A 5,299-nucleotide genomic window follows, 5' to 3' on the forward strand; every position below is an offset into this window, starting at 1 on the left:
ATAAAAAAAATAGTTTTAGCCCTTGTTTGGAATTTGAGACTTGGAATTTGTGATTTATTTGAAATTTGGTGCTTGTGATTTGTTATTTATTTAATGTTTGGTGCTTGGAATTTGTGATTTTAGACACAAAACTCCAAGGCAGTGCCAAATATCTCTGACCTGGCTCTCCGACTCCGAGGCGTAGGCTCTACGAGCCGGAGGCCCAAAGGAGCAGGTTTTTCAGGACTAAATAAAATATTCGGTACAATTCGGGGCAACCCGGATTAAATTGTGTGTCTGGTCTCCAAAGCTCTTTTCAAAGTGACCGCATCCACATATTTCAGGTCGCCCCCCATGGGTACGCCTGATGCTATGCGTGTCACTTTGACGTTGCAACTTTCAAGACGTTCGGCAAGATAAGATGCCGTCGCCTCCCCTTCAACATTTGTACTGGTGGCAAGTATAACCTCTTGAACCTTACCATGCTCTATTCTTGATATAAGCTCTTTTATTCTGATGTCCTCCGGTCCGACACCGTTCATTGGAGAAAGTACGCCCTGAAGGACATGATACAGTCCTTTGAAAGAACCTGCTTTTTCAACTGCCACCATATCGGCAATCTGTTCCACAACACATAAAACACTTGAAGTTCTGGTCGGGTCACTGCAAATAACGCAGACATCGGCTGCACTCAGTGCAAAACACTTTAAGCATACTCTGACTTTATCTTTTACCTCTAAAATGCTGCGTGCAAATTGTTCGGCTTCTTTTTGCGGTGCACGCATTACATGCATTGCAAGACGCTCGGCCGTCTTTTGTCCGACTCCCGGAAGCTTTGAAAAATTTTGTATTAATTTCAAAACCGGTAAAGGATAGTGGCTCATATCTTTACATCAGTCCCGGAATATTCAAGCCGCCGGTCAGTTTGCTCATCTCTCGAGTGACCATTTCCTGAGATTTCAGCAAGGCGTCATTTACGGCCGCAAGAATAAGGTCCTGAAGCATCTCCACATCATCCGGATCAACAACTTCCTTTTCAATCTGAATGGATAATACTTGTTGCTTTCCGCTGGCCACGACTTTAACCATACCGCCGCCGGAAGTTGTTTCAACCGTCTTTTCAGCCATTTCTTCCTGCAGTCGCTGCATCTTGGCTTGCAGCTTCTGGGCCTGTTTCATTACATTTCCCATACCTTGCATTTAAAGCCCCCCTATAAAATTTTTACGTCTACGACCTTGCCGTTGAAAATCTCGACTACATCAGCAACCAGATGGTGTTCCAAAGCCTCTTTTTTCATACTGTCCGCCAGACTTTTTTCCCGCTGGTTTTCAGCGCTCGAGTTTTGTTTGGCTGTTATCCGCGTATCCATCTCTTTTCCGAAAAAGTCGTTGCATACTTTTTTTATTATGGCCACATTTTTTTGGCGCTGGATCATACTGATGTTAAAACCATTGCCGCTGACTTCGATTTCCAGGCTGCGGTCCGTGAGATTTTTTAAAGTAGCATTTTTCAGATTTGCTGCCAGGGAAGGATGTTTTTCTGAAAAAATTAAATAAATTTTCTGCCAGGTTTTGTCAATGTCCTCATGAACATCAAAAGAGACCGGCTCATAAGGCGCTGTGGATTCGGCTGTAGCCACCGCTTCACTCAACGTTCCTTGCGAACACGCTGCGGCATCACGACTTGTGGGTTCGGTTTCGATATTACCATCCACTGTCCGTCTTTCAAAAATATTTTCCCGCAATTTATCAAGCTTTTCTATGAGTTCATCGATCGGCAGGGCCGGTTTGATTTGATGCAGTCTCATAAATATCATCTCCATCGCCAGTTTCGGCTGAGATGATTGTCCCATAGTCGTCTCTTCCGTAAAGAGCAGGTCAAAAACCTGGTTCAAAAATGCCCCGGGAATATCTTGGACCTGTTCAATCATCAGGTTAATCTCGTGAGCAGGGATATCCATAAGTTTACTGGTCTTGCCCCCCATTTTAGCGACCACCATGTTTCTGAAATGCTCAACCAGATCGGCATACAACTTTTTCATGTCATAGCCACTGTTGTATAGCTGATCCACTATCTCAAGAACCTGAGCGATATCCCCGCCTAATAGGCCCCCCGCGAGATCAAATATAATCTTCCGGTCTACAACACCCAGTATATCCAGTATCTGCTGATTAGTTATTGTCCCTGCCGTAGTGGACATCACCAGGTCAAGGAGGCTCAAGGCATCTCGCATGCTCCCGGCGCCTTGGCGTGCCAATAATCCCAAGCTCTCCTCGGCGATATCAATACCTTCTTTTCTGCAGATCACCTCCAGGTGCCTGATAATAGATTCAACGTCGATAAGCCTGAAATCGTGCCGCTGGCAACGGGAAAGAATTGTTATCGGAATTTTGTGAGGTTCGGTAGTAGCAAAAATAAACATAACATGTGACGGAGGCTCTTCAAGAGTTTTTAGCAGCGCGTTAAATGCGGCCATGCTGAGCATGTGGACTTCATCAATGATATATATCTTGTAAAGGCTGTAGGCCGGGGAATATTTTACATTTTCACGCAGTTCCCGGATCTGATCTACACTGTTGTTTGAGGCGCCGTCAATTTCAAATACATCCACACTGCGTCCTGCGGTTATCTCCCGGCAGGATCTACAGTCATTGCACGGCTCTGAAGCAGGGCCGGCTTCACAATTCATGGCCTTTGCCATTATACGGGCAACCGTTGTCTTGCCGGTACCTCTGGGCCCTGAAAACAGGATGGCATGCGCAACTCGATTTGTTGATATGGCATTGGTCAACGTTCGGGCAACATGGTCTTGTTTAACAACTTGATCAAAAGTCTGGGGACGGTATTTGCGTGCCAGGACAAGATAGGACATATAGATACGTCTCGCTTAATAGATCAGGTTTGATAAAAAAAAACTCCTCGAATGCTCAATTAATTACGTTTTAAGAGCGGCGCAGCCGCGTTATATAAAATCGCTTAGCGATTTTATGGCGGAGAGAGAGGGATTCGAACCCTCGGTGCCGCTTTTAACAGCACACACGATTTCCAGTCGTGCTCCTTCGGCCAGCTCGGACATCTCTCCGCTGATAAAATCGCACAGCGATTTTAGTGATAGTTCACCGCAGAGTCGCAGAGAGCGCAAAGGGTTATCTTTTTTTTGCTTTCCGCTGACCCCGCAAACTACAGCGGGACAGAGACGCCGGAAAGCAAAAAGATACATCCCATGCCGATTAGTATTCTATGAGCTTTAAACAATAGTTTTTTTCGCCCTCCCTGCCCTGTGGAATGCGGAGCCTATTCCTCCGGGGTCAGCAGAAAGAAAAATATTCATTGTCTTTGCGTCCTCTGCGACTCTGCGGTGAACTATTACCGATTTTATTGGCGGAGAGGGCGAGATTCGAACTCGCGGAGGCAATTAACCTCAACAGTTTTCGAGACTGCCGCCTTCGACCACTCGGCCACCTCTCCTAGGGCCGTGTAAGTTCCCAATAGTGTTAAATTCAATATACCGTTTTAATATTTCCTGTCAACGATCTTGTCGACAAACTTTTTAACAGATTTCAGGATTTCGCTTGAACAACATCATGCTTTATAGTAATAAAATCGCTGCGCGATTTTATATTGAAATACTACATTTCTAAGACGTAGAAGGAATTAACCATGGCAGAAATTATCCCTTTCAGAGGAATTCTCTATAATCCGGATAAAATCCAAAATCTTGCCGATATTATAGCCCCTCCCTTTGATGTAATCTCAGAAGAAGAGCAAGAAAATTACCATAGAATTCATCGGCAAAATATGATCTGGCTGACGCTTGGCCGCACAACCGAGAACGACACAAGCAGCAACAATCGTTATACAAGGGCTGCTGCCTACCTTAAAACGTGGCTTTCAGAAAACATCCTTTTACAGGACAAAACACCGGCATTTTATTTAACGTCGCATCAATTCCCTCATGGAAACAAAACCGTCACCCGCTACGGCCTGATCGTACTGGTAGGCCTGGTACCTTTCGAAGAAGGTGTTGTCCTGCCCCATGAAAAAACATTCTCCAAGGTTAAAGCGGAAAGACTGGAACTCATAAAAGCATGCCAGGCCAATCTCAGCCCCATATTTTCTATGTATTCCGACAAAGAAAACCAAATCATGAAGGCATTGCTGACCTCTGTTTCCAACAAACTGCCGGATGTAGATTTTATTGACCACAATGGTCAGCAGCACCGCCTCTGGCGCATTACCGATCAGACAATACACCGCCATGTTTCCGAGACCATGGAGAATAAACGCCTTTTTATCGCTGACGGGCACCATCGCTATGAAACAGCCCTGCGATACAGGCAATGGCTGGCGGATAACACTCCCGATTTCAACGGTACTCATCCGGCCAACTACGTCATGATGTATCTAGGCGGCATGGAAGACCCCGGAGTCGTCATCCTGCCGGCCCACCGTATGCTGAATGAGGTTCCGGCTTCGACAAGAGCGTCTCTGATTTCAAAAGCCTCTGATTTTTTTGATATCACCACAATATCCTATAAAGGGGAGCAGCGCAAAAAAAACCGGACTGAATTTTTAGCGTTACTTAAATCAAATACCTCGAAAAACTGCCTGGGGGTTTTTATGAAAGACTGCCCGGAGCTTTATCTCTTGACACTAAAACCAGACGTTATGGAACGGATGTTCGGCGATGAGCTTGCAGATTCACTCAGAAATATTGATGTGACGGTGTTAACGCGCCTTCTTTTTATGGAGATCTTAGGTTTTGATCAGGCCAGACTCGATAATGAAAATCTGATTGCCTACACCAGGATGGCAGAAGAAGCCATTGATTTGGTCAAGGACGGCAAACACGATATAACCTTTATTCTGAACCCTACAAAAATTGAGCAAGTTCGGAATATTGCCGCCCAAGGCCTGATTATGCCGCGCAAAGCCACCTATTTTTACCCAAAAGTAATCACCGGTCAGGTCCTGAACCCACTCAGCCAGGGAAATCTCAAATTTGTTTGATATTTGTGATTTGTTATTTGGAATTTAATTTATTGCAAGCAATTACCTGTTTAAATGACGTGGCCCCGCTCACTCGGCAATTAGGGTTGAAACATCTGCTGGACCTCTTCGGTATATGACCCGTCTTCTTTATAAATGATTAAAGGAGGACCGATTTTTACCCCCGGACGCCCTCCTTTGCTCCCTGCCACTAAAATCAACTTCGCTGCGGTATTTGTGCCGGAATGGATCATGCGCATAAATTTGGGCTCAATATCCGCGCTGCGCATTTGCGAAAGAATATCGGTTATGCGCTCAGCCGGATAGATG

At 45.3% G+C, this 5,299-nt stretch carries 4 protein-coding genes, 2 tRNA genes and 1 pseudogene; 1 reads left to right on the forward strand and 6 read right to left on the reverse strand.

Annotation, left to right across the window (positions count from 1 at the left end):
* Positions 1-263: 263 nt before the first annotated feature.
* The 5 genes from recR to V3S16_RS11745 all read right to left on the reverse strand — a co-directional run bounded on the left by recR (position 264) and on the right by V3S16_RS11745 (position 3,448).
* Positions 264-863, reverse strand: coding sequence for a recombination mediator RecR (gene recR / locus V3S16_RS11725; protein WP_413885147.1), 600 nt, complete (start codon positions 861-863; stop codon positions 264-266).
* A gap of 4 nt (positions 864-867) precedes the next feature.
* Positions 868-1,179 carry a YbaB/EbfC family nucleoid-associated protein gene (locus V3S16_RS11730; protein ID WP_413885149.1) on the reverse strand — a complete coding sequence of 104 codons (312 nt, stop codon included), beginning with the start codon at positions 1,177-1,179 and terminating at the stop codon, positions 868-870.
* An 11-nt stretch (positions 1,180-1,190) separates the two neighbouring features.
* Entirely contained in the window at positions 1,191-2,852 is a 1,662-nt protein-coding gene (gene dnaX / locus V3S16_RS11735; RefSeq protein ID WP_413885151.1) for a DNA polymerase III subunit gamma/tau, read from the reverse strand.
* A 116-nt stretch (positions 2,853-2,968) separates the two neighbouring features.
* Positions 2,969-3,062 (reverse strand) — tRNA-Ser (locus V3S16_RS11740).
* 297 nt (positions 3,063-3,359) lie between these two features.
* Positions 3,360-3,448: transfer RNA gene (locus tag V3S16_RS11745), tRNA-Ser, on the reverse strand.
* Positions 3,449-3,640: 192 nt separating this feature from the next.
* On the opposite strand from V3S16_RS11745, the gene V3S16_RS11750 reads away from it, so the two are divergent.
* Complete coding sequence (locus V3S16_RS11750; protein WP_413885153.1) at positions 3,641-4,990, forward strand: DUF1015 domain-containing protein; 1,350 nt, start codon at positions 3,641-3,643, stop codon at positions 4,988-4,990.
* Between the two features lie 80 nt (positions 4,991-5,070).
* Here V3S16_RS11750 and V3S16_RS11755 read toward each other — a convergent pair.
* Positions 5,071-5,299: pseudogene (locus V3S16_RS11755) on the reverse strand (SAM-dependent methyltransferase); the annotation flags it as partial.

Source organism: Candidatus Desulfatibia sp. (assembly GCF_036446775.1).
In the GTDB taxonomy this organism is placed as follows: domain Bacteria; phylum Desulfobacterota; class Desulfobacteria; order Desulfobacterales; family UBA11574; genus Desulfatibia_A.

What these genes read in the sequence shown, in the direction of transcription:
- V3S16_RS11730 (WP_413885149.1), bottom strand. Translation starts at nt 1,179, where the DNA reads ATGCAAGGTATGGGAAATGTAATGAAACAGGCCCAGAAGCTGCAAGCC.
- recR (WP_413885147.1), bottom strand. Translation starts at nt 863, where the DNA reads ATGAGCCACTATCCTTTACCGGTTTTGAAATTAATACAAAATTTTTCA.
- dnaX (WP_413885151.1), bottom strand. Translation starts at nt 2,852, where the DNA reads ATGTCCTATCTTGTCCTGGCACGCAAATACCGTCCCCAGACTTTTGAT.
- V3S16_RS11750 (WP_413885153.1), top strand. Translation starts at nt 3,641, where the DNA reads ATGGCAGAAATTATCCCTTTCAGAGGAATTCTCTATAATCCGGATAAA.